Consider the following 25052-nt stretch of genomic DNA (forward strand, 5'->3'; position numbering starts at 1 on the left):
CTCTGGGTATACACTCATAGAAGTTGTTGCTTCTCAAACTCTCCCATCGAGCCGGCGGCTCGAGTCCCCAGTTCGGTTCAGTCTTCCTAATTCTCGTGGTTCACTCCCTCGAACAGGGTCCGAACTGAGGCCGACTCGAGTTCCATCCCGAGCAGTTGTGGGTAAACGGCGACACAGATCACGAAATCGTCACCGTGAGCGATCGGTTCGGTGATCTGGAGGTAGACTTCGAGCGTCGTGCCCGCGTCGATCAGCCGCGCCTGGGCCAGATAGCGGTCGACGGTGGTCTCCGTCCCGAGCACCGAGACGGTGGTCGCGTCACGATGATCAACGTCCTCGAGTTCCTCGTAGCGATCCTGGATGAGTTCGATTAGTTCTGCAGTCGAGAGCTCGCCGACCGGGTTGAACGTGCGTCCGAGAAAGGAAATCTGTGGCGTCGTTAGTACCGAGGCAACCGCCGCTTGCGCGCGCCCCAATCCGAGTCCCAGGCCGTCGAGCGGGACTGCGCGGTCGTACTCGGCGTACCAGTTCGTCACCTCGATCGATCGGTCGATGCCGAAGCGCCCTACTGTGCGCTCGACGATGAGTTCCTCAACGGTGCGTTCGTCGTACCCAGTCTCCGAACGCACGGCCTCCGGCACAGTTGCCGGCCGCGAGGTGAGCGTCTCGTCGAGGATGCCGGCACAGCCAGCCAGCGCCGCAGTCGTACCCGTTGCCCCGGCCGCAAGGAGGTGTCTACGCGTGACGTTCATGTGTTTCGAGATGTCTGCAGGACTCTCATTGGCATCTGTATTCCGGTTTTTCTCGCCGGTCAGTCATTTCTCCGTTCATACATGTTGCCTATATTTCTCGACTAACCGTTCACTCCAACTCGACTCGCTTTCCGGAACCGCCCATTGATTCTTCACAGGTGAGTATACCCTCAGCTGCAGTCACTGACACATGAGTTCCGAAGTGCACCGAGACGAACGCCTTCATATTCTCCTGGTTCGAACCACCGGTCGTGCACTCGAGTGATCGTGACCGACTGGTGCTCGCGGCGGTCGTGTTCGCCGTTCTCTTCTCGCAACTGCTGCTCTACCCGGGTATCGCGACCTTGGTCGACGCGCTGGGGGCTGATGCGGCGAGTTCGCCCGTCGCGTCGACGACGCTCGATGCCAGCATGTGGTTCCTCGTGAGCGAGTTCGGAGCCTACGTCGTCTTCGTCGGCGTCTGGGGTGCGATAAGCGATGTTACGGGTCGACGGACGCCGTTTATCGTGCTGAGCGCGATTGGTGGGGCCGCAAGCTACGCCGCGCTGGCGGCAGTTCCCTCGCTTGGCACCATTCCGTTCGAGGGTGTCCTCCTGTTGCGCGTCCTGCAAGGTGCGATGACGATCGGCGCGTTCTCGCTGACGATGACGATGCTGATGGATCTCGAGGGCGGCCACGGGCGCAACATGGGCGCGGCCGGCATTGCTATCGGACTCGGTGCCGCGATGGGTGCACCGATCGGCGGCCAGCTAACCGAACTCGATCCAGTTGCGCCGCTGGTCGCTGCGGCGATCCTGCTCGTCTGTGTTGGGCTCCTGGTCTCTCGGCTGGAGGATCGAACGCCGGCATCTCGTCGGACCGTCCGTGCGCTAGTCGAAGGGGTGCGCCAGCGACCCACACTGTCGTTGCCCTACGCGTTCGGCTTCGTTGACCGAATGACTGCCGGCTTCTTTGCCCTGGTTGGGACCCTGTACTTTCAGGAAACGTTCAACCTCGCGCCCGGTGCGACCGGACTGTTGCTCGCGTGTTTCTTCGCGCCCTTTGCCCTCCTGCAGTACCCGCTCGGGACGCTCTCCGATCGGATTGGCCGCACGATTCCGGTCGTGGTCGGCTCTGCCTGTTACGGCATCGGTATTCTCGGTGTTGGTGTCGCTCCGTCCGTCGGTGCTGCTGCCGGGGCGATGATCGTCGTCGGCATCCTCGGCGCACTTGTCTCGCCCGCGACGATGGCGCTCGTCACGGATCTCGCCGACGAACGCGAACGCGGGACCGCGATGGCTGGCTTCAACGTCGCCGGCAGCCTCGGCTTCCTCGGCGGCTTTCTCATCGGCGGCTCTGTCGCCGGCTCCTACGGCTACGACTTCGCGTTCCTCGTCGTCGGTGGACTCGAAATCGCCATCGCACTCGTCACGATCCCGATCTTTCTTCGGCTGTCACTCGAGTCCGGAACGCAATCGTCACCACAGGTTGACCAGTAGGGTTGCGACTCGTCACTGCTCCCATTATACCTACACTTCAGGACGTAATTTGGTTTTTCTGCGTAGTAAACAATTGTTACTGGTCAGTGCTGCTATGGTATGGAATCGCATAACGGAACGCCGGTAGAGGAGGGCCATTTTTATGCACTGATTTCTAATGCGCTATTGATGAGTCGAAACAACCCTATCTCCCGACGTACGGCAATGAAGCTCACGGGTGCGGCGGCCGCGACCGCACTCGTCGCAGGATGTAGCGACGACGACACGGACGAGGAGAACGGCGGCGAAAACGGCGGCGAAAATGGCGGCGAGGACATCGATGTCGAAGCGTGGGAAGGCGTCGACACGATCGAACTCAACGGCGCGCTCGGCGGCTGGGAAGGCGTCGCTCCCGACATGATCGCCGGCGAGGAGAACCCAACGATCGTCCTCTTCGAGGACCAGGAGTACGACTTCACCTGGTACAACGCAGACAGCGGTACCCACAACATCGAGATCTGGGATGAGGACGAAGAGGTCGTCGAGGACTACCAGACCGATCAGGTCAACGACGACGAGCAGACCCTCGAGGGTGTCGTCGCCTCCGAGGACATGGCCTACTATCGCTGTTACCCACACGACCAGATGCAGGCACCGATTCAGGTCGAACCACCGCTCGACGATGACGAGAACGGTGAGGAAGACGAAGAAGCAAACGGCGAGGAAGACGACAACGGCAACGGCGACGAAGACGACGAGTAACGCCGTCTGCAGTTCTTTTGATCTGACTTCTTTCGTGTGCGCTCGTCCGTGAGTGACATCGGTTTGCCGTTCACTCTTCGCGCTGTTTCCCTCTCATCCTTCCTCGTCTCTCGTTTACCAACCAGCGTACAACGCCGTTCTCCCGCCTGACCCTCGGGGCCGCCCCACACCATCTCCACTCGACCCAGTAGCAGTCGTGATTCCGACTCGAGTGTCCCGGCTCAAGAACCACTCTCCGCCAACTCGTCTTTCGTCCCACACAATCAGCGATTGGCTCGCAGCCAATCGTCGATATCAACGTCTTGTACTGTGCGCTTGCTTGTCGGAATTCGGAAACTACCACGGTCTTTCATCACTGATGTTTGTTAGCATGTGTCGGCGAATTCCACGCCCTCAGGCTCTGAGGATACAAAATCAAAATACAAAAGTACCTCCGGACCATTGTATCTGAAAATGATTTCACACAGAGACATCCTGCTCTTTGTCGCCCTCGCGTTCGTCTGGGGGACCGCCTTCAGCGCGATCGAGGTCGGACTCGCGACGATCCCGCCGATCCTCTTTGCGGCGCTTCGCTTCGATATCGCCGCGCTGATCTTCGTCGGCCTCGTCGCGCTCCGGGAACTCGAGTGGCGACCACGGACCCGGACGGATTGGTACGCAATCACCGTCGCCGGCGGCCTGCTCGTCGGTGGCCACTTCGCGTTCCTCTTTCTGGGACAGTCGTACGTCTCGAGTGCCGTCTCTGCGATCGTGTTGAGTCTGACACCGATCGTGACGCCGCCACTTGCACTTGCACTCCTGCCGAACCAGCGGATCCGCGCGCCTGCGGTCCTTGGACTACTCGTCGGATTGGCGGGCATCGTCGTCATCGCGGTTCCCGGTGGCTCGCTCGACGGGCAGATTCTCGGCGTCGCATTGCTGTTCGTCTCAGCGACGTTGTTTGCGCTCGGCTCCGTACTCATGGAGGGGATCGACGAGTCGCTGCCGGTCATCTCGCTGCAGGCGTGGGCGATGGTCGTCGGTGCTGTCGTCTTGCACGCACTGAGCGTCGCCCACCCCGGCGAACGGATCTCGTCGGCGTCGCTGACGCTCCCCTCGGCGAGCGCGCTGCTCTATCTCGGCGTGGCCTCGACGGCTGGTGGCTTCCTCATCTACTTCATCCTGTTAGAGCGCGTTGGGGCGGCCGAACTCAGTCTGGTCAACTACGCGACGCCGGTCGTCGCTGCTGTCTTTGGCTGGGCGCTGCTCGGCGAGTCGATCACCGTGTTGACGATCCTCGGCTTCGCGCTGATCATCGCCGGTTTCGCACTCTGTAAGCTCGACACGCTCTGGCAGGTCGGCGGCCCGATCGTGGGCTATGGCCCGCAGCGGTCGACGTTCACGGACGGCAGCGTTGTCGTTTCCGGGAACTCCTATCTGAGTGACTGCGACCTCGGTGCCAACAACGCCACAACCGATTCACCGACGACCACCAAAGCGACACCGAACACGCACGGTACGAACGCGACTGGAGGCTCCGCGTCGGTGTCTCCACACGGCGACTGAGTCTTCCTGTCTCTCGCAGTTCACCGCTCGTTCACACCGCGTCTCACTCACGACGCCCCCTTCGTTTCCACTGCGCCATCCAAAACTACCATACCCTCTCGCCACCCAGTAGGCGGTATTCAGGTGGCTTCCGTGACTGAAAAACGCGAATACAGAGACGACTACCCCGAGCAGACGCTGTACATCCCCGGTCCGACTGAGGTACGCGAGGACGTCATCGAGGCCATGTGCGAGCCGATGTTCGGCCACCGCATGGACCGAATGACCGACCTCTACACGACCATCGTCGAGGACACCAAGCGCTTCCTCGGCACCGACAACGACGTCATCATCCTCACCGGCTCCGGCACCGAGTTCATGGAGAGCTCGATCCTCAACCTCGTCGACGACAACGTCCTCGTCACGACCTGTGGCAGCTTCAGCGAACGCCAGGCCAACGTCGCCGAGCGAGTTGGCAAGACCGTGGACACACTCGAGTACGACTGGGGCCAGGCGGTCAAGCCCGAGGACGTCCGCGAGGCACTCGAGGAGAGCGACCGCGAGTACGACGCGGTCACGTGCGTGATGAACGAGTCCTCGACCGGTGTCCGAAACCCGGTCGAGGAGATCGGCGACGTGGTCGCGGAGTATCCAGACACCTACTTCATCGTCGATGCGGTCTCCTCGCTGGGCGGTGATTTCGTCGACATCGACGAGCACAACATCGACGTCATCTTCACGTCGGTTCAGAAGGCGTTCGCCATGCCGCCGGGACTCGGTGTCTGTGTCGTCAGCGACGACGCCTACGAGCGCGAACTCGAGTCCGACTCGGCCTCGTGGTACGGCGGCTTCCAGCGCTCGCTCGATTACTACGACCGGAAGGGACAGACCCACTCCACGCCGGCGATTCCGATCATGCTCGCCTACCGAAAGCAGATGAAGCACATGCTTGAGGAAGGCCACGATGCGCGCGACCAGCGCCACCGGGAGATGGCCGAGTACACGCGCGAGTGGGCGCGCGGGCACTTCGATATGTTCCCTGAGGAGGGCTACGAGTCTCAAACGGTGAGCTGTATCGAGAACAGCCAGGGAATCGATGTCGCAGACACTATCGACGCCGTCAGCGAGGAGTATGACTTCGTCTTCTCGAACGGCTACGGCTCCGCGCTCGGCGAGAAGACGTTCCGCATCGGGCACATGGGCGAACACGACGTAGAGAGCATCCGCGCACTCACGGACGCCATCGAAGACGTTGCGAACCTGTAGCGACCGGAACGGAACCCAGCGAGACAACCGTTAGGACTCTTTTACAGCTTCCTGTGTCCTGTTTGTTTTCCGTTCGCTTCGCGCTGCTCAGTCGTGACTGTCGTCATCGCTGAAACTGATAACGACCTCATTCATTTTCGAATGTATAATCGTTTGGAAATATAGGTAAGGATTACCATGTCAGTAGTTGCAATGGCCTATACGGTCTATAACGGTTGTTTTCTATAATGGTGTATGATAGCATGCACCTATTCTTACCAGGAAAGTGAAATATTATATACGGGGGGACCGTATTTCGAATCGAGACCACCCGTCCCCCGTTCGGGGCGACGGTTGCTTCACACCATGACACAATATCCACACCTTCGCCCACGAAGCACAGATCCCAAACCACCATCGGTCACCAGCTCCCTCATCGGCGGGATCGCGTTCTTGCTCGGCACACTCTCGCTGCTCGTCGCTGTGAGCTACCCCGTCTACGCGGCAACTGTCGCCATCACGATCGGCCTCGCAGTCGTCGTCCTCCGACGCGCGCTGCCTGTCCTTGGTCGCCGCCTCCGCGGCTACATGACCGAACTCGACGTCCCCGGCTTCGGTACCGTCGAAATCCGCGTCAACAGCCAGTAATCGATTTTTCGCGTCTCGGTGTCGTACAGCACAACTACCTTGTAGTCACATCGTTGTCGGTACTCGAGTGCCGAGTCTCGACTCATCCGATCGACAAAAGGAGCGTGTTGTCTCGCTCGTTGAAGCTATCCGAACAGCCGTCCGAGCCGTTCGGCGATTGCTCCGACCAGATCAGTGACCCACTCGAACACTGACGAGACTCCCTCGCGGAGCGTGCCAACTGAGCCACTCTCGGACCAGCCTTCGTTACGCTCGGACCCGCCCGTCGCTCGGTCGTCGCCGACCGCCGCGCGGGCATCGACGAGGCCGTCTCCTTCAGCACAGGTCTCGAGCACCGGTTCTGCCGTCTCGGCGAGGATCGACCGGACTGCATCGTTGGTACCCGGCACCGGCCCCGACTCCTTGCGCGTCTCCCAGCACAGCGCCGCGACGCCGGCGACGAACGGCGTTGCGACGCTCGTTCCGCTGGCCTCGGCGTAGCGATTGTCGACGGTGCTCGAGGTGATGTCAGTGCCCGGCGCGAGCAGGTCGACACCCTCACCGACGCTACTGTAGGTGGCGAGCGTGTCGTCCTCGTTCATCGCGGTGACGGCGATGACGTCGTCGTGTGTCGCCGGGTAGGTCATCGTCTCCTCGGTACAGGAGCTGCTTCCGTTGTTGCCCTCGTTGCCGGCTGCCGAAAGGAGGAGGTGACCTGCCGAGTGGGCGGTCTCGATCGCTTCGTCGACCGCGTCACTCTCGCTTTCCCCACCGAGACTCATCGAGATAATTTCTACGTCGTTCTCTATGCACCAGTCGATGCCGGCGATCAGATCGCTGTACCGTCCGTTGCCGTCGTCGTCGAGCACCTTCACGGCGTAGAGGTTCGCGTTCGGTGCCGTCCCCACCACGCCGCGGTCGTTGTCCAGCGCGCCGGCGACGCCGGCGACGTGCGTGCCGTGGCCGTGCTGATCCTCGTAGTCGTCGGGGAGCCCAGAGCCAGTGACGTTCCGCCCGCCAGCGACCGAGAGACTACAGTGGTCGGTCTGGATGCCAGTGTCGAGAATTCCGATATCGACGCCCGATCCGTCCGGCTCGACCGCAGTTGCACCGATGCGCTCGAGTCCCCACGAGGCCTGCTGGTCAGGGTGGGTATCACAGTCCGATCGGTCCGGCGGCAACAACGACTCGAGTAGCGACGGCGACCAGTCGTCCGGGATTCCGGTTTCGTCGTCCTCCTCGACGGAGGCGACACCGGTCGCGGCGAGTAACTCGTCCAGTCGGTTCGACGGCACTTCTGCGAGCACGAAGTCGAAGTTGTCGTACTCGCGAAGCGTCGTGCCGCCGACGGAGTCGACGACGTCGAGTAGCTCGCCGAGCAGTCCGTTTTGCGGGTGGATGAACACCCGTCGGGTGTCCGACGAGGGTGACGCTGCAGACGACTGCGACGCCGCTGCCGTCCCCGAAGACGTGACGAGACTGACGGAGACGGCTGCGCCGGCACCCTGCAGGAGCTGGCGACGAGTGAGTGTCATGGGGACTGAAAGGTAAACCTGCCAGATAAGCTTTCTGTGGTGTCTGTTCACTTCGTTGGCAGGTATCACTATCACTATCACTATCACTATCACTCATCGATGCACAGAGGCGGCTACCGCGTTGACACAACTGTCTCGATAGTGAAATTCCAGCCCCACCGACCGAACTGAACCAAACGAAAATGCCGTCTCGAGTCGCTACTGAATGTGCCCTTCGCGACGCAGCTGGTCTGCGTCGCTCTTCTCGTAGCGCCAGGTGATGTCGGCCTTCTCGTCCTGCCAATCCCACGGCTCGACGAGGACCACGTCGTCTTCGCGGATCCAGATGCGCTTTTGCATCTTGCCGGGAATGCGCGCAGTGCGCTCTTTCCCGTCTGCACAGCGTACTGTCACCCGATTCGCTCCGAGCATATTCGTGACGGTCGCGAAGACCTCATCCTCCTCAGGCATTCGGAGGTTCTTCCGACCACCCTCGCCGTCGTCGCTCATGGGCCCCGGTTCGAGTTCGAACGGTTTAACCCTTTATCGATTCCGTGGGGCGATCACACCCCGCGCTGGCGAGAACCGTCCCGCGAACCACGGCGTTTATTTCGGTTGACTGAGCATGCACGACTATGCTGAAACAGCTCGGTCCTCTCGGAATCGTCGGTATCTTGATTCTCGTCGCCGGTATTGGCATCGTCGCCTACGCGAACTACGTCATCGCCGTCGGCATCGCACTCGTGCTCGCCGGCCTCGGCCTCGTCGTCAAGGCACTCGTCTCGAGTGTCCTCCAGCAGTTCGGTATGTTCTAGATCTCGTTCTGCGTGCCGTCTCAGTTCTGTCAGACCTCGTTGTCGCCAGCCCGATGCTCGCTGATCAGCTGATCGACCATCGCTGCCTTCTGATCGCGTCGCCGCTCCTGGGCGCGGTCGTGCCAGTCGTCGATCACTGCCTCCACGTCCTCTTCCCGTGCGACGGCGAGTTCGTCCACCTCCTGCATCGCCACGTCACCCGCGGGTCCGACCGGAATCTCGTGCTCGAAGAGGAGTTCGTCGGCAACCTCCGACAGCCCGCCATCCTTCAGGATCACCCGCGGTTCGAACCCCGCGAGTAACTCCGCCGTCGAGCGCCCCGCACCGCTCGCGTCGCGTACGTAGACTACGTCTCCCTCCGCGATTCCGTACTGGTCGTCGGCCTCGCGGATCGCCCCCTTCGTGAACTTCTCGACGACCTTGACCGGCACCAGCCCCTCTTTCTTTGCAGAGACGTCGCTGAAGTTCGAGTGATCCAGCTTCCAGAGGGCCTTCATTCGTGCGACCTTGTCCTCTAACTCCTCGACGCGCTCGCGGGCCTCGTCGCGTTCGTACTCGAGTCGCTCCGCCGTGCGACGGTGGCGGGTCACCTCTCGATCCTGGCGCACCTCCTTGCGTTCCTGGCGGCGGGCCGACTCGAGTTCCCGTTCCAGGTCGTCGATGCGGTCGTCGCGATCTTCGATTCGTCCCTCAAGTGTTTTGACGTGCGACTGGAGGCGTTCGACCTGTCGTTCCAGATCCTTGATCCGCCGTTCCTCCTCGCTGAGTTCGCGCGGTTCGTGCTCGGTCGTCTCCTCTTCGTCGCCGTCGTCGTCCGTGAGGTCTGTGAGGACGGCCTCGACACTCTCCTCGCCGGCGACGACGCGGGCGGTGACCTCGCCGCGGTCGATTCCCGGTGGGAGCTTCGCGGCGATGCGCTCGAACTGGTCTTCGTGGGCGTCGACGGCGTACAGCGCGGCCGCCATCGCGTCGCGCTGGTGATCGTCGTCGTAGGGATGGTCGCGTGTCCGGTGTTGTTTCTCGTCGACCGGCAGGTCCGTCTCCGGAGTCCAGCCCGCTGCGTCGAAGCTCCGGCGGAACTTCTCGACCGTTTCGGGCATCGGCGTCACGTCCGCGGCGACGATGATCGGCCGGCCGCGCTCGACGATCCACTCGATCACGTCGGCGGTGTCGCTGGTCCGTGAACTCCAGACGTCGAGCACGTCGCCCTCGAGAGAGACGATGGCAGCGGCGGTCGTCGTCCCCGGGTCGATCCCAACGACGACGTGGTCACGGCGCTTCACGAGCGGCCGGAACTCGATGCCGTCGCGGCGCTCGCGCTCGATTTCGACGCGCACGTCACCCGAGCGGTTGCGCGAGACCGGAATATCCTGCGGGCGCGCCTCGACGGTGAACACTGCGTTCGCGTAGCCGCCGTAGGCTTCCCGGATGTCCGTCTCGTACGCGAGGTTGTCCTCCTCGAGTTCGGACTCGACTTCGCGGGCGCGCTTTTTTACCGAGCCATGGATACGGCGGGTGTAGCGGTCCTCGCTCCAGCCGCCGCTGCCGGTGGAGCGGCCCCGAGCGACCTTGACGGTCGTCGTATCGGTAAAGGCGGAGACCTCGTGGCCGACGTTGTGGGCGGCGAGGCGGGCGGCGGCCTCGGCCTCCTGCATCGGCTCCTTGCCGTAGGGGATCCCGTGGCGTTTCGCGACTCGAGAGAGTGGCTCGGGCTGTTCGGCACCCGTCACCTGCACCAGTTTCGTTCCCGCCGGGAGCGAGCCAAGCAGGTGGATGAGTTGGTCCTTGTCGGCGGCCAGCTCGTACATGTTATCCGTCGCGACGATCGCCGGCTCCTCGTCGTCGATCAGCCGTCTGAGTTTTCGGTGTGAGACGACGTCCCGCGAGACCGTCTCGCCGTCGAACTCGACCAGCGCGTACGACGGTGCGTCACCGCGCACGTCACCGCTCTGGACGTCGACCCCGAAGACGACTGCATCAAGCGCACTCGTTCGCGTACTCACGGACGGTGGTAGGGGCGAAGTAAGTATAAATCCGGCGCGGGTGTGAGTCTGTGGTGGAGGTATCAGATCGCCGGCGGATTCCAGCCTAGGTTACGTTTCGTCCGCGTCCACGTACTCGAGTTCGATCACATCGCCGTCTTCGGGGACAATTACTTCGCTGTCGAACACGTCGCGCGCCTCGGCGAGGTGGTCACCAGTGTGGCCCGCGTAGCGCGAGGAGATGTGCATCAGCGCCAGTCGATCTGCACCGGCGCGGTTCGCGATTTCGGCAGCCTGCTGAGCCGTCGAGTGGGCGGTCTTGGCTGCTCGATCTGCGCGGTCTTCGGCGAAGGTCGCGTCGTGGATCAGTAGGTCGGGCTCGTCCGCGGCCTCGATCGTCGCCACTGTTGGCCGCGTGTCGCCGGTATAGACGAGGCTGCGGCCGGGCCGGGGTTCACCGACGACCTGCTCGGGTTCGACGACGGTGCCGTCCTTGAGTTCGACTGGCTCGCCGTTGTGCAGTTTCGAGAATTTCGGGCCGACGGGGACGCCGAGTTCTTCAGCGTGTTCGCGGTCGAAGCGGCCCTTGCGGTCGTCTTCGACGAGTGCATACCCGACCGACTGCGTATCGTGGTCCGTGCCGAACGCGCGCACCTCGAACTCGTCGGCACGGTAGGCAACGTCACCGTCGCCGACTTCGTTGATCCGCACCGGAAACGAGGGGCGGTTGCCGAGCGCGTTGACGAGTCCCTTGAGCTGACGGCGCGTGCCGTATGGGGTGTGGACGGCAAGTGGCTCCTCGCGGTCGTTGAAGTCCATCGTCTGGAGCAGCCCCGGAATTCCGAGGACGTGGTCGCCGTGGAGGTGCGTGACGAACAGGTGCGAAATCGAAAAGCCGGTCCCGAAACGCATCATCTGACGCTGGGTTCCCTCGCCGGCGTCGAACAGCAGTTCCTCGCCCTCGCGGGCGACGTGGATTCCGCTCGGGTTCCGGTTGGTCGTCGGAACCGCGCCCGCCGTCCCCAGGAACGTCACGCGTAGTGGCATCGGTAGTGATAGTGTGTTCGACGGTCCGGGGCTAAACCCGCTTCGAATGTTGGACCATCGGTACAGTAGCTTGCTGTGTCGCTGTCAGTCACAACTTGTCTGACGAGTGTCGTGCAAACGGACGGCGCGTTTTACGTCACTCCAGTCCGTACCCCTGGTCATCCAGTCCAACCCCCAATGAGTTCGAGACCGACTTTCGGCACGATCAAACGTGTCGTCGCCATCCTGATCGCCATCACGATCGTCCTCGCGGCGGGCATCGTCGTCGGTCAGGCACCCGCACTCTTCGGCATCGACGACGACCCTGAGGCCACGATCGAGTTCGAAGACCAACAGCAGAACGGCTCTGTGGTCGTCATCGACGAGGTCACCCTCTCCGACGACGGCTACGTCGTCATCACCGACGGTACCGACGCGACCGAGCCCCTCGCCGTTTCGGAGCCACTCTCCGCGGGCACCCACGAGGAGCTCACCATCGACCGAGATGACGATTCAGAACAGGACCTGCTCGGTCGCCTCACCGCGACAGTCCACCAGAACACCGCAGACGAGGACGAGTTCGCCTACGCCCAGACCGACGGTGCCGAGGACCAGCCGTACCTCTCGGCTGGCTACCCCGTCAGCGACGTCGCCACCGTCACTGCCGAGGAGATCGACGACGCACTCGAGGACTCCTTCGCCGTCGAGGATCTCGACGCGCCGAGCAGTGCCACGACGAACGAAACCATGGAAGTCACCGCCGAGATTCGTAACCCGACTGATCTCGACGCCCAACAGCCCGTCGAACTTCGTCTCGACGGCCGGCTACTCGAGTGGCAGACGCTCGACCTAGAAGGCGGCGAGTCGACGACCGTCACCTTCGAGGTTGACACTCGCGGGACGCCACCCGGTGAGCGCGTCCTCGGCGTCTACACCGACCGTGACGGCATCCACGAGACGATCGAACTCGAGTTCCACACGGAGCCAGCCGTTACAGTTACTGACGCGAGCGAGAGTCGCGTGATTACGGACGTGGCGATTCCGGTCGACGGATTCGTTGCGATCGTCGAAGGTGAGGATGAGGAGAATGCAACGGACGACGGTGACGGTGAAGGAGAAGACCAAGGCGACATCGACCCTGCCGACCGCGAGATGATCGGCGCGAGCGACCAACTCGAGCCGGGTGAACACGAGGAGGTGCGCGTCTCCTACGACGAGAACGTCTCGGTCGAAGACGGTGACGAACTCACGGCGGTCATCTACGAGGGAGATCCGGAGGACCGCGAGTCAGCCACACTGTACGAACCGGATGGCGACGAGATTGTGGTCGACGACGAGGTGTTACCTGACTGGGTCGAAACGACGTTCATCGTCGGCGAGGAGTCGACTGACGCGGAGTGACCGTCGCTGGTCTCGCGCGTTGCCCGTCTCTCAGACGTCACGGTGCAACCGACTGTAACCGACCGATTCTTACCCGCCCCGTCCCTAGCATTCGCCGATGGACGCGCCGCTGTGGACCGACACGCACGCCCCCGAGTTGGCCGAGTTGCCACAGGACGACGCCCGTGAGTATCTGGAACGGGCTGTCGACGAACCGATTAATCTCCTCTTACAGGGGCCACCCGGCAGCGGCAAGACGGCGGCAGCGCGCGCACTCGCCCGCGAAGCGCACGCCGACCCCGACAACGACCTGATCGAGATCAACGTCGCCGACTTCTTCGGGCGGACGAAAACCGAGATCAAGAACGACCCGCGCTTCGCGCAGTTCCTCGTCGGTCGTTCCTCGTTGTCGAAGCGGGACATGATCAACCACGTCCTCAAAGAATCCGCGAGCTACGCCTCTGTCTCCGGCGACTACAAGACGATCTTGCTCGACAACGCCGAAGACGTCCGCGAGGACTTCCAGCAAGCCCTGCGCCGGATCATGGAGCAACACCACCGGACGACACAGTTTATCATCGCGACCCGTCAGCCAACGAAACTCATCCCGCCGATCCGCTCGCGCTGTTTCCCCGTCTCCTTTCGCTCGCCGAGCAGCGCGGAGACCGTCACCGTCCTCGAGCACATCGCCGAGGCCGAGGACGTCGACTACGAACCGGACGGACTCGAGTTCGTTGCGGGCTACGCGAACGGTAACCTTCGGCAGGCGATTCTCGCGGCCCAGACGACGGTCGAGGACGCGGGCGAACTCACGATGAGCGCGGCCTACGAGACGATCGGTGAGGTCGGGCTGGACGACGAGATCGAGTCGATGCTCGATGACGCGGAGGCCGGCGAGTTCACTGACGCCCGAAAGACGTTAGACGACCTGCTCGTCGACGAAGGGCTAGACGGCGAGGAAGTCCTTGACTCGATTCTGCGGCTTTCGCGAAAGCGGTATCAGGGCGAGAAACTGGCGCGGATGCACCGACTCGCCGCAGATATCGAGTTCGAGATGCACGAGGGCTCGAGCGATCGGATTCACGTCTCGCACCTGCTGGCGGAGCTCGGTCGGGACGTCTGAGCGCTTATCATTGCTCTCACAACGCCGAAAAGCGTCGAAAGTGCATTGGCGCAGGCGAGTTTTATTGTTACCCTAGCGCATATCTGGCACGTGCCAACAGTTATCGACACCCGGATTCAGAATCGGTTTCGCGTTCAACCGAACCACGCGAACAACAACGCGACGCTCCACGGCGGCAACCTGATGAAGTGGCTCGACGAGGTCAGTGCGATGTCGGCGATGCGATTTGCTGGTGAAACCTGCGTCACTGCTCGGGTGAACGAACTCGACTTCGAGCGTCCTATCCAGATCGGCGACACGGCGGTAGTCGAGGCCTACGTCTACGACGCAGGTCGGACAAGCGTCCACGTCGCGTTGCAGGCCTGGCGCGAGGAGCCCCGGACGGGCGAGATCGAGAAGACGACCGAATCCTCGTTCACGTTCGTCGCCATCGATGAGGACAACGCGCCGGTCCCGGTCCCCGACCTGACAGTCGACAGTGACGAGGGCCGGCAACTGCGCGAGCGGGCACTGCTCAGCGACTAATCGGCAATCAGAAATCTGCCATTCTGACGACACCCACTGACATGAGCAGGGAGAGGATACAGCGTCTCTAGGAGTAATTTTGGTGTGCGAACGAGATGCTCCACGTCTCGTCAACGTCCCAGAACGGTTCGCCGTTCTGGTGTGCGCGAAAGGCTGCCAGTCTTGCGAACACTGCTTGTCCTTTATGTTCTGTCGCAGGCCCACAGCCCATGTAATCGGATGTCTTCCATGTGTGATATTCTCACCTTCTCCCGAAAGACTGGTTCAGAAACTGTTCCATTCGGAAACGGGTTTATAAGCTTCGGCGTCCGACTCGAGAAGCGTGTACGAAGCAACGTTTACGATTAGCGACTCGAGTGCGTACACCGAGCCGACCGACGGCGCAGACTGTCGGATCGAACTCTGGTGTAACGAGCACTCGGATCTGCTCTACGTCGCCGGATCGTCGATCGACCCGCTACTCTCGCAGATCCGCACGGACATCGGCATCGAGGAGCAACTCCGGCGGGACGGCGAGGCCGTCGTCATCACCAGTTCCTGTCTCAAACGGGAGGAGACGAGGTACATCGAGCGCTACCTTGCGGATCACAACTGTCTGTTGTTACCGCCGTTACGATACGAAGACGGGAAGAAACACTGCCGGATTCTCGCGCTCGATTCAAAGAGTCTCACGGCACTGTACGGTGATCTGGTCGAGGCCGGCTTCGAGATCGACGTCCGCACCAAACGCGAGATCGGCGCACCCACCCAGTCCTCGCCGTTGCTGACTCTCGACGATGTGTTGCCGGAACTGACCGCACGACAGCGAGACGTACTGACGCTCGCCGTCGATAGCGGCTATTACGATCTTCCGCGCGAGACCACGACCGCGGAATTGGCGGCCGAACTCGATGTCAGTCGGCGGACGGCCGAGGATCACCTTCGGCGAGCGGAACGGAAGCTGATTACGTCGCTCGTAGCGTATCTGTACTGACCGCCCGAGCGATAACGTAGTTCACTACTTAACCTCCTCCCACGACTAAAGTCGTGGGATTCCCGAAGGGGAGTTCAAGGTTGCGCGTTTCCTCGGTGGTCCAATTCCCTTTCGGGAGCCACGTCACAGAGCGAAGCTCTGATGCCGTCGAAACGGTGTTTCTCGGCGCGGGAACTCCGGTAGTTCAGGTTACGTCAACCAGTTGAATGGAACTTACGGGTTCATCCCACGGCTAAAGCCGTGGGCTTTCTCCTGTCTCTACTGTAACACCCGTCCAAACCGGAACATACCGAAGTCGGGGACAGCGAGTGTCGATCCTCAGAGCAGACCAACTGCCGCGAGGAGGTGTGTCATCGCGGCAATGATCGGAACGAGGATGACAGTCCGCATGACGAACAGGAGCACGAGGTCGCGAAACCGGATCGGAATATCGTTGAACATATCCATCATCATCGGTGCCGTCGCCGAGAAGAAGATCAACTGTGAGATCGAGAGGACCGCAATGAAGAACCGCGCCATCGCGTCGGCTTCGGCGACCAGCAACGCGGGGATGAACATCTCGGTGATCCCGATGATCGTCGCGGGGGCGACGACCTCGGCGTCAGGAATGCCGAGCAACTCGATGACCGGGATGAGTGGCTGGGAAATAACGTCGAACACCGGTGTGTGCTCGGCGACGACGACCGCAGCTAGGCCGATCGAGAGTATCGTCCCGAGGATGAGCACGGCAAGTTTGAGTCCGTCGACGAACCCACGAACCGACGCCCCAATGATCGAGTCACCCGTTTCGGCCTTCTTGACGGCCTCGGACAGGCCGAACCGGAAGTAATCGCCGACCGATCCACGGAACGGTGTTTCGGGGTTCGGTTCGGCCACGTACTCCTTTGGCACGTTGCTCAGTGGCGGAATGCGAACCAGTATCGCGCTCGAAATGGCGATACAGACGAGATACGCGAGGAAGATGATCGGGAACAACTCGAGTAGGTCAACTGTTGCGGCGACGACTCCGACGAAGCCGATCGACACCGTCGCGAAACACGTACAGATGATGTAGACGTCCTGTTTGGAGTACTCGCCTCGATCGAAGACGTTTCGCGTGACGTAGAAGCCGACACTGTAGGAACCGACCCAGGAGGCAACGCTGTCGAGTGCCGCGCGCCCGGGTATCTTGAACAGCGGTCGCATGATCGGCCGCGCCATCGTGCCGACGAACTCGAGGCCGCCCAGTTCGACGAAGAGGTTGATGAAAATGGCACCGATCGGAATGATCACCGCGACGCTCAGAATGAGTGTCCCCCAGACGAGTCCGCCGGTTCCGGGACCGGTCATCCAGTCAGGACCGATTCCGAGGAAGAGAAACGGTGCGAGGACGGCACCGGCGACCCGGAAGAACCAGAACGGCGTGGACGTTTCCCAGTAGGGCAGCGTCAGCCGTTCGGCGAGGCCGTCGTTGATCGTGAGCATGCCTCGCTTTCGGAACTCTGCAACCGTCGTGAGGATGCCACCGGCCACGATGAGGAGCAATGCGTACACACCCGAAAGCGTGGGGAACGACCCGGTGATCCAGTTGATGACGATGTCGAACGGAACCGTCAGCTGTCCGTCCCAGGGGACCGGGACCAGAAAGAACACGAAGCCAACGAGGAACGCTAGGACGAACTTCGATACTGGTCCCCGCCGAATATCCGTGAGGTTGATGTCGTCGATCGTCTTCGGTTCGGGTTTCTGTTCGACGCGTTCCGTCTCTTGATCGTCACGAGACCAGATCGTTCCGTTGGGCATACGATAGTAGTGTGGTAGCAACCAGCAAGACGAAGACAGTTCCATAGGGTGGGTGGTATAAATCAGAACGTAACGGACTCACATCTCTTGATTGGAAATAGCAATTGGTGTCCCTGGGCCGCTTACCGACGATATGGGGTCCTCGACAGTTTCGGCGGAACAGATAACGGCGGCGGAAAACGAGGGTTACTTCGAATCGTCCGAAAGTATCAGGACGTATCGCGTCAGCGAACGATGCACCCGCCGTTCGAAGGTGGACTCGAGTTCCCAGCCTGCCTCACTCGCCTCGCGTTCCCACGAGCGGTCGGCGATGACGACGGCTCGCGAGGCGACGCGGCGGGCTTCCGAGAGCGCGCCGGCCACTAGGTCCTCGAGTCGGTGGGTGTCGATCTTGGATTGACGACCGTAGGGTGCGTCGAAGACGACGCCGTCGACGGCGTCGTCCGCGAGCGGGAGGCGGGTGCCGTCGCCGCGGCCGACGTGCCAGACACCGCGTTCGACGCCAGTTGGCGATGGTTCGTCTCGATCCAGGAAATGGCTCAGGTTTTTCTGAGCGCCCTCGACCATCTTTGCCTGCGCGTCGGTCCCGATCACGTCCGCGCCGACGAGGCCAGCCTCGACGAGGACGCCGCCGGTGCCACACATCGGGTCTAGAAGAGTGCGGCCGAGTCGTGCGCCGGCGATGTTCGCGACCGCGCGGGCGAGCAGTGGATCCATGCTGCCGGGCTGGAAGAAGGGTTTGTCCGTTGGTGCGCGGGTGCCGAAGTCACGGATGCTCTCGGCGGCGAGCCAGCCGAGAGCGCAGACGCCGTCGCCGGTGTCTGTGTTGGTGTCGCCGTTGTTGTCCTCGCTACGACCAACGCCTTCGCTCTGGGTTGTCGTTGCCTCGTCCGTTGCAGTTGATCCAGCTGAAAACACCGCCCGCAACACGCGGTCCGGGTCGTCGAGGTCGACCCCAAAGCCGCGGTCGACTAACACCTGTCCGAGTTCACGCTCTGTCTGCGCGGTGTCAATCCCGGTTGCGCCGTGGACATCGGTCGCGCGGACGGCGACTGTCGTTTCGGATGGATCGCGCTCGAGTACCGCCGCTTCAAGGAGCGCCCGCGCACTGGCGAGGTCGGTACCGGTCCGTCCGAGCAACTCGCTCGCGCGGTGAGTGTAGGCCAGCCCGCGGACTCGTTTGGGTTTGATTCCACGCGCGACGGCAAGACCCGGCGCAATCCGGCGTACGTCGCTCGCGGCGCTCGCCGCTTCGCGGGCCGCGAACGCGTCGTCCTCGCCGCCGAGCTCGAGGAAGTACATGGTCGTTCGTCACCGCGGGGCCGGTATGAGCCTACCGCTTTGCGTGACAGATTGTGCCCCATCCCCGGACGCGTATTTCGGCGGCGTGGAATCAGTATTCTGCCCTCTACTCATGTGTAATCAAATAATAATCGGGGATGATGTAGTAGAGATAACACGATATCATCCTGCACAGAAACCAATCTTACTTGCATTTAATTAACTATATAATTGTACGATTCATCTACGAATCATGCAATATCGACGGACCTTCGTTGCAGGCATCCCTCTTGTGATCGGTGCCGGCTGTATGTCGGGGAGCGATGAGTCTGGAAACGGGACGGACGATACCACGACAGACGACCAACACGAGGATGGCGACAAGGCGGATGACGGAACCGATTCGAACTGGGAGGACGAACTTGAGCGTCCCGGCGAAACGGTTGCGCTTTCGGACGGTATCGAAACGGACGAAACACTTACTGCTGATGTTCTCTACCGCGTGACGAGTCCGCTCAATGTCGATGCAACACTGAGTATCGAGCCGGGGACCATTCTCGAGTTCGAGGAAGGTGCCGGCCTTCGTGTGCGTGGGCTCCAAGGCGGAGCAATCGTTGCGACAGGCACTTCGGACGAACCGATCGTGTTCACCGGTACGCAGGCCATTCCGGGGTGGTGGAACGGTATCTACGTCTGGGGATCTGAGAGCCACAACAACCGACTTGAGCACGTTGTCGTCGAGTACGGCGGCCGCGAGAGTGACGGAGCCGTACATCTCCGTGGTTCTCGCTTCCCGATCACTAACAGCACGCTTGCACACAGTGACGGCTACGGACTGTACGTCGACGAGGAGTCGACAATCGAGGGGAGCGGAAACAACCAGTACAGCGGCAACGAAGCCGGTGGTGTACGCCTGAGTGCGAACAGCGTCCACGCCCTCGATACTGAATCTACGTACGCGGGCAATGGCGTTGACGCGGTTGCCGTCGACGGCGAGGACATCAAGGGCGAAGACGTGACGTGGAACGCGCTGGATGTCCCATACCAACTGCGGGATCGGACGGCAGTCCGCGAAGCAACCATCACGATCGAGCCGGGAACCACCCTCGAGTTCAGAGAAGACGGGGAGTTCCGGGTTCGAGACGGTGGGACGCTTATCGCGGATGGAACCGCAGACGACGAGATCGTGTTCACCGGTACGCAGAACATTCCCGGCTGGTGGAACGGCATCTACGTTTGGGGATCCGAGGCACGAAACAGCGTGTTGAATCACGTCGTCGTTGAGTACGGTGGCCGTGAGAGCGACGGCAACGTCCACATTCGCCATGGGCGGATGCCGATCACCAACACCACGCTGCGTCACAGTGATCGTTACGGGCTCTTTCTCGACCCTAACTCGACGATTCCCGAATCGGGGACAAACACGTACACGGAAAACGCTGCCGGCGCGGTGAAGCTGGACGCACACACGGCCCACTATCTTGATAGTAACTCCACGTACACGGGCAACGAGGAGGACGCCGTTGTCGTTGATGGAGCGGACGTCGAACACGAGGATGTCACGTGGAACAAACTCGATGTCCCGTACCGACTACGGGGTCGAACCCAGGTTCGTGACATCGACCTCACGATCGAACCTGGTTCGACCTTGTTGTTCGAACAAGAGGGCGAATTTCGCCTTCGCGACGGCAGTGGGCTCATCGCGGTGGGGACTGAAGACGAGAAGATTGTCTTCTCTGCCACCGAGGAAGTCCCTGGCTGGTGGGACGGCATCTACGTCTGGGGGTCCGAGAGCCACAACAATCGACTCGAGCACGCCGTCGTCGAGTACGGTGGCCGCGAGAGTAACGGAACCGTTCACCTTCGAACCGGTCGGTTCATGGTCGCCGATTGCACGCTCCGCCACAGCGACGCGTGGGGGCTCTGGGCTGAGTCAGATGTCGACGTCAACGACGATGTCTGTGCGATCAACGAGTTCAGTGACAACGGCGATGGTGACTGTAAAATCGGGGGATAACGCGACGAAACCATCGGATTCGTCGTCGTCCCTTCAGTCGATACCACTGCGATAAACCGGATATATCAGGTGCCGGTACCAAGCTTTATAAACCTTAAATACGTCTTTTTAAGCGACTTATGACGGATCCGAAGGACACCATCAACATCGAAAACGTGGTGGCGTCGACCGGCATTGGACAGGAACTCGATCTCCAGAGCGTTGCGATGGACCTCGAAGGGGCCGACTACGACCCCGAGCAGTTCCCCGGTCTCGTCTACCGCACCCAGAATCCCAAGTCCGCAGCACTAATCTTCCGTTCGGGGAAGATCGTCTGCACCGGCGCAAAGAGCACTGACGATGTCCACGAGAGCCTCCGTATCGTCTTCGATAAGCTCCGTGAACTCCAGATTCAGGTCAACGAAGACCCTGAAATCGTCGTCCAGAACATCGTCACCTCGGCCGACCTGGGGCGCAACCTCAACCTGAACGCCATCGCGATCGGGCTAGGACTGGAGAACATCGAGTACGAGCCAGAGCAGTTCCCTGGCCTCGTCTACCGCCTCGACGACCCCGAAGTCGTCGCACTACTGTTCGGTTCGGGCAAGCTCGTCATCACCGGCGGCAAAAAGCCCGAAGACGCCGAACACGCTGTCGACAAGATCGTCTCTCGACTCGAAGATCTCGGCCTTCTCGAGTAACGGCTGGAACCGTTCCGGCTCGTGCTCACTGACGCTCTGCCGCTCTTCTCGCGGTATCTGCGGTTTGCGTTCGCGGTTCGCGGTCTGCGGTCTGCGTTTGCGTTCGACACTCTCTAATCTCGGTTCTCCACCCGTCCTGTTTCCCAGAGATGCATCTCTCTGTTTTCCGGATGCGTCCCGTCGTTCCCAAACGGCACGGTGCGTTCCGGTTGCAAGCGACGGGCACAAAACCGGGTCGTCCGTCGCCGGGCCATCGTTGACACCGCGGGGCGTCGTAGGCACTGCCCGAATCCATGCAACCGTTGTTTCTCGTCGTCGGAATTGTGGTGTTGACCGCGGTCATTATCGACCTCTTCTGGACGACCCTCTGGGTCGACGGCGGCTCCGGTCCGCTTTCGGGACGACTGACGACGGGTGTCTGGCGCGGCCTTCGCTTCGTCGCACGAGAGCGCTCCCGAACGCTCAGTATCGCCGGTCCGCTGATTCTCGCGCTCACGCTGGCCATGTGGATCGGGCTGCTCTGGCTTGGCTGGGCGTTCCTCTTTGCCGGCGGCTCAACTGCGCTTGTCAACACCCACACGGGCGACCCCGCGACCTGGCCGGGCCGGCTCTACTACGTCGCCTACACCATGTTCACCAGCGGCAACGGCGACTACACGCCAACAAGTGCGACCTGGGAACTCGTCAGCGCCGCGACGACGGCGACGGGGATGGCGTTCGTCACGCTCGCGGTCTCCTACGTGCTCTCGGTGCTCGGTGCAGTCTCGGAAAAGCGCTCGTTCGCGAGCGATGTGACGGGTCTTGGCGACCGAAGCGAACGGCTCGTCAGAACTGGGTGGACCGGCAACTCGCCCGACGGCAGCGGCCGTGGCGGCTCGACTGGTCCCAGTGGTCCGACCGGGACGGTCACTGACGGCGGCACCAATACGGACGCCCACCCCCACCCCAACGCTGACGACCCCTTCGCCGGGCTGGACCTTCCACTCGAGTCCCTCGCCACACAGCTTAGCCTCCTCGCGGAGCAACACAAGTCCTACCCGATCTTGCACTACTACCACAGCGAGCAGGCGGCCCAGGCCTCCGCGGTCGCCGTTCCGATTCTGGACGAGTCACTCACGCTCTTTCGACACGGGATTCCGGACGATCAACAGCCGAATCCGACGCTGGTTGCAGACGCACGCTCGAGCGTCGACGGCTACCTCGAGACGTTAGAGACAGCGTTTATCGAGCCGGCAGCGCAAGCCCCGCCTGCGCCGGAACTCGACCGCCTGCGCGAGGACGACATCCCGACCGTTTCGGACGACGAATTCGAGGCGGCACTCGAGGACCACGCCGAGCGCCGGCGGCGGCTCCTCGGTGTCGTACGGGCCGACGCGTGGGAGTGGCCGCCGGTCGATAAGTGACGTGATCGAACTGCCGTCCGCGGCTCATCTGCTGATCGGTGCCGGAATCAGCGACTGAGCTGCCCATCGCCACCGGTACCCGCAACTCACCTGACGATGGTCACCGGCACCGGCGACCGGCGGGTCACTGTTTCGGCGACGCTGCCGATCAACACGCGACTCACGCCGTGGCGGCCGTGGCTTCCCATGACGACGTGATCGACATTGTGGGTGTCGACGTACTCCGTAATCGTCCGCGCCGGCGAGCCCATTCTGAGCTCGGTCTCGATTTCGACGCCAGCGACGCGTTCCATCGCTCGTTTTCGATTCTCCTCGAGCAGTTCGCGACCGCGCTGGCGTAACTGATCGACGAAGTCGTCGCTGAAGAAGTAGCCCTCGTCGCCGTACTTCGTGAGGTTCCCGAGGTCGATGATGTGAAGCAACGTGATCGCCGCGTCCGGATATTCGTCGACGGCGAACGCCAGCGCTGTCCGTGATTGTTCCGACCGATCGATTGGCACGAGTACGTGTTCTGACATGCGTATTGTTAGCTCCCAACAGCCATAGTGGTATCGCTACGGTGTGCGTCGTTTGATTTAGCATCTGGTAACACACTAATCGCCCGCAGCCGGCACTCCTATCGGTTACAGCGGAGCTTCGTTTCCCCTGCTGACGATACCACACCGTTCATTTATAATAACCAATTTTATCACTGTATTACCACTTCTAGGGGCATGTCCGAATCGAACGAGCCACGTGACTCTCCGACGGCAGGTGTTGATACGCGACTGTATTTTCTAATCGGAATTGGAACGATCTTCGGAATCGGCCACCACCTCGATCACATCATTCGGGGAAATCACGTCGGCTGGCCACTGATTCCGGAGGTCACCGTATTCACGTACACGCTCCTGATTTACCCGGTCATCGCGATTGGCGTGTACTTAACAGTGACTGAACAGGTCGGGGTACGGTACTGGACTATCGTGCTTGGTGGCATACTCTTCGCGGTCGTCATCACACACTTTGGCCCGTGGGCCACGGAGCCGCCACAGGACGTGATCGACCCCTACGAATCGGTGGCTCTCGGATACGCCGCCTTTGGCTGGCTACTTGGACTTGTTATCTCGCTGGCCGCGGCAACCACCTACTCCATTCATCGATGGATCGTCGTTCGACGACACTCTTCCTGAAACGCACGTCGACACCTCAAGAACGCTACTCGGCTGATTGCCGTCCTGATTGTTGCTCTCGCTCTTGCTTCCGTTCCTGGTTCGCCAGCGCTTCGAGTCGTGACTCCGTTGGCGGGTGCGTTCCAAACAACCGGCGCTCCATCCGGTGCAGCCGCTTCGTGAGTTCCCAGTAGGCCGGCTCCCGGTCGCCCTCTGGACCGAGCATGACCTTCTCGAGTTCCGCCGGCTCAAGCGGGACGATCGACAGCGACGAGACACCCGACACATCCCGGAGATCCGTCGTCGGCGTCTCCGCAACCTCCTGATCCAGTCGCCGGAGGGCGTTCGCAAGCGCGGCGGGCGACCCGGTTACCTCGGCAGCTGCCCGATCCGCCGCTCGCTCTCTGGCACGCGAGAGGTGACTCGTGATCGTCCGTCCGACGACCAGCACGCCCGCCGAGAGGAACCCGAGCGGCACCGTAAAAACCGCGAGCCAGCCAGGATCCTCGATCTTGGCGATCCGTGAGCTCAGGCCGTCGCGAGCACGACGGGGAGGGAGACGCCGGTCATGACCATTGCGTCCCGGTTTGCAACGTGGGCGAGTTCGTGGGCGATCACGGCCTCGAGTTCGTCGCTGTTCGCACCGCTGACCGACTCGATCGTCCCCAGTGAGAGTACGAGGTGCATGTTCTCCGGCCGGAAGCCGACGACCAGCGCCTCCGGCGCGTCGCGGTCCGAGACGGCGATCGTCGGGACAGGGACATCTAGCTGGGCCGCAACCCGGGTCGTCGTCTGATACAACTCCGGGGCCGCCTCCTCGTCGACCGAGTGGGCGTCCGCCAGTCGCTCGATCGTCTCGAGTTGGGTGTACTCGAGAGACCCGATCGCTAGCAGCGTGATGATGGTGATGCCGGCGGCGTACTGTGCCGCGAACACGATGTCGAAGACGGTGAAGATGCCGTAGAAGATGGCCCAGACGCCGGCGAGAAACGCCGCCGTGACGAGTACTAGACCGGCGACGGCTGCGACCATC

Annotated in this window: 22 protein-coding genes and 1 pseudogene; 14 read left to right on the plus strand and 9 right to left on the minus strand. The window is 61.6% G+C overall.

Features of this window, described 5'->3' with window-relative positions; all coding sequences use genetic code 11:
• Positions 1-86: 86 nt before the first annotated feature.
• On the minus strand, positions 87-752 hold the full coding sequence (locus tag C482_RS04315; protein ID WP_006166255.1) for a DUF6517 family protein: 666 nt from the start codon (positions 750-752) through the stop codon (positions 87-89).
• A gap of 251 nt (positions 753-1003) precedes the next feature.
• Between C482_RS04315 and C482_RS04320 the strand changes: the two genes are divergently transcribed.
• From C482_RS04320 to C482_RS04340, 5 genes are all read left to right on the plus strand, one after another.
• A complete protein-coding gene (locus C482_RS04320; RefSeq protein ID WP_006166256.1) occupies positions 1004-2230 on the plus strand; it encodes an MFS transporter in 1227 nt (408 codons plus the stop codon).
• A gap of 168 nt (positions 2231-2398) precedes the next feature.
• Positions 2399-2971, plus strand: coding sequence for a cupredoxin domain-containing protein (locus C482_RS04325; protein ID WP_049896480.1), 573 nt, complete (start codon positions 2399-2401; stop codon positions 2969-2971).
• 453 nt (positions 2972-3424) lie between these two features.
• A complete protein-coding gene (locus tag C482_RS04330) occupies positions 3425-4516 on the plus strand; it encodes a DMT family transporter (protein ID WP_006166258.1) in 1092 nt (363 codons plus the stop codon).
• Positions 4517-4648: 132 nt separating this feature from the next.
• A complete protein-coding gene (locus C482_RS04335; RefSeq protein WP_006166259.1) occupies positions 4649-5761 on the plus strand; it encodes a pyridoxal-phosphate-dependent aminotransferase family protein in 1113 nt (370 codons plus the stop codon).
• A gap of 345 nt (positions 5762-6106) precedes the next feature.
• Entirely contained in the window at positions 6107-6388 is a 282-nt protein-coding gene (locus C482_RS04340; RefSeq protein ID WP_006166260.1) for a hypothetical protein, read from the plus strand.
• A 125-nt stretch (positions 6389-6513) separates the two neighbouring features.
• Here the strand turns inward: C482_RS04340 and C482_RS04345 are convergent, their stop codons facing one another.
• Both C482_RS04345 and eif1A read right to left on the minus strand, forming a co-directional pair.
• Entirely contained in the window at positions 6514-7902 is a 1389-nt protein-coding gene (locus C482_RS04345; RefSeq protein WP_006166261.1) for a S8 family peptidase, read from the minus strand.
• A 198-nt stretch (positions 7903-8100) separates the two neighbouring features.
• Positions 8101-8391, minus strand: a complete 291-nt coding sequence (gene eif1A, locus C482_RS04350) for a translation initiation factor eIF-1A (protein WP_004267570.1) — start codon at positions 8389-8391, stop codon at positions 8101-8103.
• Positions 8392-8516: 125 nt separating this feature from the next.
• Here eif1A and C482_RS04355 point away from each other — a divergent pair, with 125 nt between their 5' ends.
• Positions 8517-8696 (plus strand): DUF7470 family protein, encoded by a 180-nt coding sequence (locus C482_RS04355; RefSeq protein WP_006166262.1) that lies wholly within the window; start codon positions 8517-8519, stop codon positions 8694-8696.
• A gap of 29 nt (positions 8697-8725) precedes the next feature.
• Here the strand turns inward: C482_RS04355 and C482_RS04360 are convergent, their stop codons facing one another.
• Together C482_RS04360 and rnz are read right to left on the minus strand one after the other, a co-directional pair.
• Positions 8726-10699, minus strand: coding sequence for a DUF460 domain-containing protein (locus tag C482_RS04360; protein WP_006166263.1), 1974 nt, complete (start codon positions 10697-10699; stop codon positions 8726-8728).
• A gap of 90 nt (positions 10700-10789) precedes the next feature.
• Entirely contained in the window at positions 10790-11725 is a 936-nt protein-coding gene (gene rnz, locus C482_RS04365; RefSeq protein ID WP_006166264.1) for a ribonuclease Z, read from the minus strand.
• A gap of 177 nt (positions 11726-11902) precedes the next feature.
• Between rnz and C482_RS04370 the strand changes: the two genes are divergently transcribed.
• The 4 genes from C482_RS04370 (at position 11903) to C482_RS04385 (ending at position 15705) form a co-directional block, all read left to right on the plus strand.
• Positions 11903-13105: a DUF7282 domain-containing protein gene (locus C482_RS04370; RefSeq protein WP_006166265.1), complete on the plus strand. Its 1203-nt coding sequence runs from the start codon at positions 11903-11905 to the stop codon at positions 13103-13105.
• Positions 13106-13202: 97 nt separating this feature from the next.
• Positions 13203-14207 carry an AAA family ATPase gene (locus C482_RS04375; RefSeq protein ID WP_006166266.1) on the plus strand — a complete coding sequence of 335 codons (1005 nt, stop codon included), beginning with the start codon at positions 13203-13205 and terminating at the stop codon, positions 14205-14207.
• A 90-nt stretch (positions 14208-14297) separates the two neighbouring features.
• Entirely contained in the window at positions 14298-14732 is a 435-nt protein-coding gene (locus tag C482_RS04380) for an acyl-CoA thioesterase (RefSeq protein ID WP_006166267.1), read from the plus strand.
• Between the two features lie 322 nt (positions 14733-15054).
• A complete protein-coding gene (locus tag C482_RS04385) occupies positions 15055-15705 on the plus strand; it encodes a helix-turn-helix domain-containing protein (protein ID WP_006166268.1) in 651 nt (216 codons plus the stop codon).
• 318 nt (positions 15706-16023) lie between these two features.
• Here the strand turns inward: C482_RS04385 and C482_RS04390 are convergent, their stop codons facing one another.
• Positions 16024-17487, minus strand: a complete 1464-nt coding sequence (locus C482_RS04390; RefSeq protein WP_006166269.1) for a YjiH family protein — start codon at positions 17485-17487, stop codon at positions 16024-16026.
• A gap of 186 nt (positions 17488-17673) precedes the next feature.
• On the minus strand, positions 17674-18789 hold the full coding sequence (locus C482_RS04395) for an RNA methylase (RefSeq protein ID WP_006166270.1): 1116 nt from the start codon (positions 18787-18789) through the stop codon (positions 17674-17676).
• Positions 18790-19021: 232 nt separating this feature from the next.
• Here C482_RS04395 and C482_RS04400 point away from each other — a divergent pair, with 232 nt between their 5' ends.
• The 3 genes from C482_RS04400 (at position 19022) to C482_RS04410 (ending at position 22868) form a co-directional block, all read left to right on the plus strand.
• Positions 19022-20785, plus strand: a complete 1764-nt coding sequence (locus C482_RS04400; protein WP_006166271.1) for a hypothetical protein — start codon at positions 19022-19024, stop codon at positions 20783-20785.
• A gap of 119 nt (positions 20786-20904) precedes the next feature.
• The gene (locus tag C482_RS04405) at positions 20905-21465 is read left to right on the plus strand and encodes a TATA-box-binding protein (protein ID WP_004267580.1); all 561 of its coding nucleotides are present in this window, start codon (positions 20905-20907) and stop codon (positions 21463-21465) included.
• Positions 21466-21758: 293 nt separating this feature from the next.
• The gene (locus C482_RS04410; protein WP_006166272.1) at positions 21759-22868 is read left to right on the plus strand and encodes a potassium channel family protein; all 1110 of its coding nucleotides are present in this window, start codon (positions 21759-21761) and stop codon (positions 22866-22868) included.
• Between the two features lie 86 nt (positions 22869-22954).
• On the opposite strand, the gene C482_RS04415 is transcribed toward C482_RS04410, so the two are convergent.
• Positions 22955-23386, minus strand: coding sequence for a universal stress protein (locus tag C482_RS04415; RefSeq protein WP_006166273.1), 432 nt, complete (start codon positions 23384-23386; stop codon positions 22955-22957).
• Between the two features lie 195 nt (positions 23387-23581).
• On the opposite strand from C482_RS04415, the gene C482_RS04420 reads away from it, so the two are divergent.
• Positions 23582-24040 carry a hypothetical protein gene (locus tag C482_RS04420; protein WP_006166274.1) on the plus strand — a complete coding sequence of 153 codons (459 nt, stop codon included), beginning with the start codon at positions 23582-23584 and terminating at the stop codon, positions 24038-24040.
• Between the two features lie 25 nt (positions 24041-24065).
• On the opposite strand, the pseudogene C482_RS04425 reads toward C482_RS04420, so the two are convergent.
• Positions 24066-25051, minus strand: a pseudogene (locus tag C482_RS04425) (M48 family metalloprotease).
• Between the last annotated feature and the right edge of the window lies 1 nt (position 25052).

This window comes from Natrialba chahannaoensis JCM 10990, assembly GCF_000337135.1.
Taxonomy (GTDB): domain Archaea; phylum Halobacteriota; class Halobacteria; order Halobacteriales; family Natrialbaceae; genus Natrialba; species Natrialba chahannaoensis.

Coding starts and splice junctions, on each gene's coding strand:
- C482_RS04420 (WP_006166274.1), top strand. CDS start 23,582: ATGTCCGAATCGAACGAGCCACGTGACTCTCCGACGGCAGGTGTTGAT.
- C482_RS04370 (WP_006166265.1), top strand. CDS start 11,903: ATGAGTTCGAGACCGACTTTCGGCACGATCAAACGTGTCGTCGCCATC.
- C482_RS04355 (WP_006166262.1), top strand. CDS start 8,517: ATGCTGAAACAGCTCGGTCCTCTCGGAATCGTCGGTATCTTGATTCTC.
- C482_RS04375 (WP_006166266.1), top strand. CDS start 13,203: ATGGACGCGCCGCTGTGGACCGACACGCACGCCCCCGAGTTGGCCGAG.
- C482_RS04405 (WP_004267580.1), top strand. CDS start 20,905: ATGACGGATCCGAAGGACACCATCAACATCGAAAACGTGGTGGCGTCG.
- C482_RS04315 (WP_006166255.1), bottom strand. CDS start 752: ATGAACGTCACGCGTAGACACCTCCTTGCGGCCGGGGCAACGGGTACG.
- C482_RS04345 (WP_006166261.1), bottom strand. CDS start 7,902: ATGACACTCACTCGTCGCCAGCTCCTGCAGGGTGCCGGCGCAGCCGTC.
- C482_RS04395 (WP_006166270.1), bottom strand. CDS start 18,789: ATGTACTTCCTCGAGCTCGGCGGCGAGGACGACGCGTTCGCGGCCCGC.
- C482_RS04415 (WP_006166273.1), bottom strand. CDS start 23,386: ATGTCAGAACACGTACTCGTGCCAATCGATCGGTCGGAACAATCACGG.
- C482_RS04410 (WP_006166272.1), top strand. CDS start 21,759: ATGCAACCGTTGTTTCTCGTCGTCGGAATTGTGGTGTTGACCGCGGTC.
- C482_RS04340 (WP_006166260.1), top strand. CDS start 6,107: ATGACACAATATCCACACCTTCGCCCACGAAGCACAGATCCCAAACCA.
- C482_RS04330 (WP_006166258.1), top strand. CDS start 3,425: ATGATTTCACACAGAGACATCCTGCTCTTTGTCGCCCTCGCGTTCGTC.
- C482_RS04390 (WP_006166269.1), bottom strand. CDS start 17,487: ATGCCCAACGGAACGATCTGGTCTCGTGACGATCAAGAGACGGAACGC.
- C482_RS04325 (WP_049896480.1), top strand. CDS start 2,399: ATGAGTCGAAACAACCCTATCTCCCGACGTACGGCAATGAAGCTCACG.
- C482_RS04400 (WP_006166271.1), top strand. CDS start 19,022: ATGCAATATCGACGGACCTTCGTTGCAGGCATCCCTCTTGTGATCGGT.
- eif1A (WP_004267570.1), bottom strand. CDS start 8,391: ATGAGCGACGACGGCGAGGGTGGTCGGAAGAACCTCCGAATGCCTGAG.
- rnz (WP_006166264.1), bottom strand. CDS start 11,725: ATGCCACTACGCGTGACGTTCCTGGGGACGGCGGGCGCGGTTCCGACG.